General features: G+C 47.6%; 2 rRNA genes. Both read left to right on the top strand.

Features of this window, described 5'->3' with window-relative positions:
- The first annotated feature begins 279 nt into the window (after positions 1–279).
- Positions 280–3,111, top strand: a 23S ribosomal RNA gene (locus tag V7S75_RS11380).
- 67 nt (positions 3,112–3,178) lie between these two features.
- Positions 3,179–3,290: ribosomal RNA gene (gene rrf, locus V7S75_RS11375) — 5S ribosomal RNA — on the top strand.
- Positions 3,291–3,309 lie beyond the last annotated feature (19 nt).

Raw genomic sequence — 3,309 nt, 5'->3', positions numbered from 1 at the left:
TTAGAGTTAAGAGTTAAGAGTTACAGATTAAGCGAACGAGTTTAATCAACAGATTGAAGGAGTAACTAATGACTAGCGACTAACGACTAGTGACTAGCGACTAAAAACACCACCCCTACCCTTTCCAAATGTGGGAAGCAAGAAGCGGGAGCGCTGTGAATGCGATGGAATGATCTATCAAAATTCACACAAGGTTCTTTGACATATTGTGAGAATAAAGTAAAGAGTAAGAGCAAATTAGAATTATTGAATCCTTCGGGATGAAGATATTTTATAAAAGAGTAAGTGAATTAAGGGCGTATGGGGGATGCCTAGGCTCTTGGAGGCGATGAAGGACGTGTTAAGCTGCGATAAGCTTCGGGGAGGTGCACAAGACCTTTAATCCGAAGATTTCCGAATGGGGCAACCCAGTAGATTGAAGATCTATTATTCTATTTAAGATAGAAGGCGAACCTGCTGAACTGAAACATCTAAGTAAGCAGAGGAAGAGAAAACAAAAGTGATTCCGTAAGTAGTGGCGAGCGAACGCGGATTAGCCCAAACCAGTGTTGTTGCGGCAAGACTGGGGTTGTAGGACCACGACATCGATTATATAAAGGAACAAGAACTGTCTGGGAAGGCAGGCCGTAGAAGGTGAGAGCCCTGTATTGGTAAGCTTATGTAATTGTAGTGGTATCCTGAGTAGGGGGGGACTGGAGAAATCCCCTTTGAATCTGCCGGCACCATCCGGTAAGGCTAAATACTACCAAGAGACCGATAGTGAACGAGTACTGTGAAGGAAAGGTGAAAAGTACCCTGAGTAAGGGGGTGAAAAGACCCTGAAACCATACGCTTACAAGCGGTCGGAGCCCTTATTGGGGTGACGGCGTGCCTTTTGCATAATGAGCCTACGAGTTACTTTCACTGGCGAGGTTAATCATATAGATGTGAGCAGCCGGAGCGAAAGCGAGTCTGAATAGGGCGCTTAGTCAGTGGGAGTAGACGCGAAACTTTGTGATCTACCCATGAGCAGGTTGAAGCTCCGATAACACGGAGTGGAGGACCGAACCAGTTTACGTTGAAAAGTATTTGGATGACTTGTGGGTAGGGGTGAAAGGCCAATCAAACTGAGAAATAGCTCGTACTCCCCGAAATGTTTTTAGGAACAGCCTCGGGGTTAAGTTTTAAGCAGGTAAAGCTACCAATAGGACTAGGGGGAGTCAAATCCTACCAAATCCTGATGAACTCTGAATGGCTTAAAATATACCCGGGAGTGAGGGTTGGGGTGCTAAGGTCCCAATCCGAGAGGGAAAGAACCCAGACCAACAGCTAAGGTCCCAAAATCTTTACTAAGTTGAACTAAGGAAGTCTGATTGCAGTGACAGCCAGGATGTTAGCTTGGAAGCAGCTATTCATTTAAAGAGTGCGTAACAGCTCACTGGTCGAGCGAGGCGGGCATCGATAATAAACGGGCATCAAGTAAAGTACCGAAGCTTTGGATTATATTTATATACTGGTAGGGGAGCATTCTGATCTGCGGTGAAGGTTGAGCGACGAGCTTGGCTGGAGCGTTCAGAAAAGCAAATGTAGGCATGAGTAACGATAATGAGGGCGAGAAACCCTCACGCCGAAAGACTAAGGTTTCCTCAGCTATGCTAATCAACTGAGGGTTAGTCGGGGGCTAAGGGTCTAGCGAAAGCGACAACCTAATGCACAGCAGGTTAATATTCCTGCACTTACTTATTGGGCAAATAGATGACGGAGATTACAGGTTACCAGATACTGACGGAATAGTGTCTTTGAGAGGCGGCAGCAATGCCAAAACGAGTGTAGTGAGTAAACTTCCAAGAAAAGTCTAGGCGTGTATAACTGATAAGTAACCCGTACCGTAAACCGACACAGGTGGTCGAGAAGAATATTCTAAGGCGCTCGAGTGAATCACGGCTAAGGAACTCGGCAAATTAACCCTGTAACTTCGGGATAAAGGGAGCCTCGAGCAATCGAGGCCGCAGAGAAATGGCCCAGGCGACTGTTTAACAAAAACACATGGCTTTGCTAAATCGAAAGATGACGTATAAGGCCTGACACCTGCCCGGTGCTGGAAGGTTAAGGGGGGATGTTAGCCGCAAGGCGAAGCATTGAACTGAAGCCCCAGTAAACGGCGGCCGTAACTATAACGGTCCTAAGGTAGCGAAATTCCTTGTCGGGTAAGTTCCGACCTGCACGAATGGTGTAACGATCTGGGCACTGTCTCAGCCGTGAGCTCGGTGAAATTGTAGTAACGGTGAAGATGCCGTTTACCCGCAACGGGACGGAAAGACCCCATGAACCTTTACTATAGCTTAGCATTGAGTTTTGGTACTGGATGTGTAGGATAGGTGGGAGGCTGTGAGCCGGTGTCGCTAGGCATCGGGGAGCCAACGTTGAAATACCACCCTTCTTGTACTGGAATTCTAATCCCCAAAGGGGAGACATTGCTTGGTGGGTAGTTTGACTGGGGTGGTCGCCTCCAAAAGAGTAACGGAGGCTTTCAAAGGTTCCCTCAGCACGCTTGGTAACCGTGCGTAGAGTGCAATAGCAAAAGGGAGCTTGACTGTGAGACCGACAAGTCGATCAGGTACGAAAGTAGGATATAGTGATCCGGTGGTTTAGTATGGAACAGCCATCGCTCAAAGGATAAAAGGTACTCTGGGGATAACAGGCTGATCTCCCCCAAGAGCTCACATCGACGGGGAGGTTTGGCACCTCGATGTCGGCTCGTCACATCCTGGGGCTGGAGAAGGTCCCAAGGGTTCGGCTGTTCGCCGATTAAAGTGGCACGCGAGCTGGGTTCAGAACGTCGTGAGACAGTTCGGTCCCTATCTGTTGTGGGCGTAGGAATATTGACAGGTTCTGACTTTAGTACGAGAGGACCGAGTTGGACTGACCGCTGGTATATCAGTTGTTCTGCCAAGGGCATAGCTGAGTAGCCACGTCGGGACCAGATAAGCGCTGAAAGCATCTAAGTGCGAAACTGACCTGAAGATGAGTATTCCATGAAGGGTCCGTGTAGACGACACGGTCGATAGGCTACAGATGTAAAGGCAGTAATGTCAAAGTCGAGTAGTACTAATTACCCGAAAGCTTACCTTTTATTAATTTACACACTGCTGTTTATTTTATCTCACAATATGGAAAAAGGCTATGACCTTGTAAAAAGTATGGAGCCGATAGGACGGGTGTTCACCTCTTCCCATCTCGAACAGAGAAGTTAAGCCCCGCACCGCTGATGATACTGGGATCAAACCCGGGAAAGTAAGTAAGCTCCAAGTTATTATAGAAGACCTGCAC

Source organism: Aquirufa sp. TARAVU-A1A (assembly GCF_054558675.1).
Note: the sequence above shows the minus strand (reverse complement) of the source record. Positions and strands in the feature narration are given on the sequence as shown.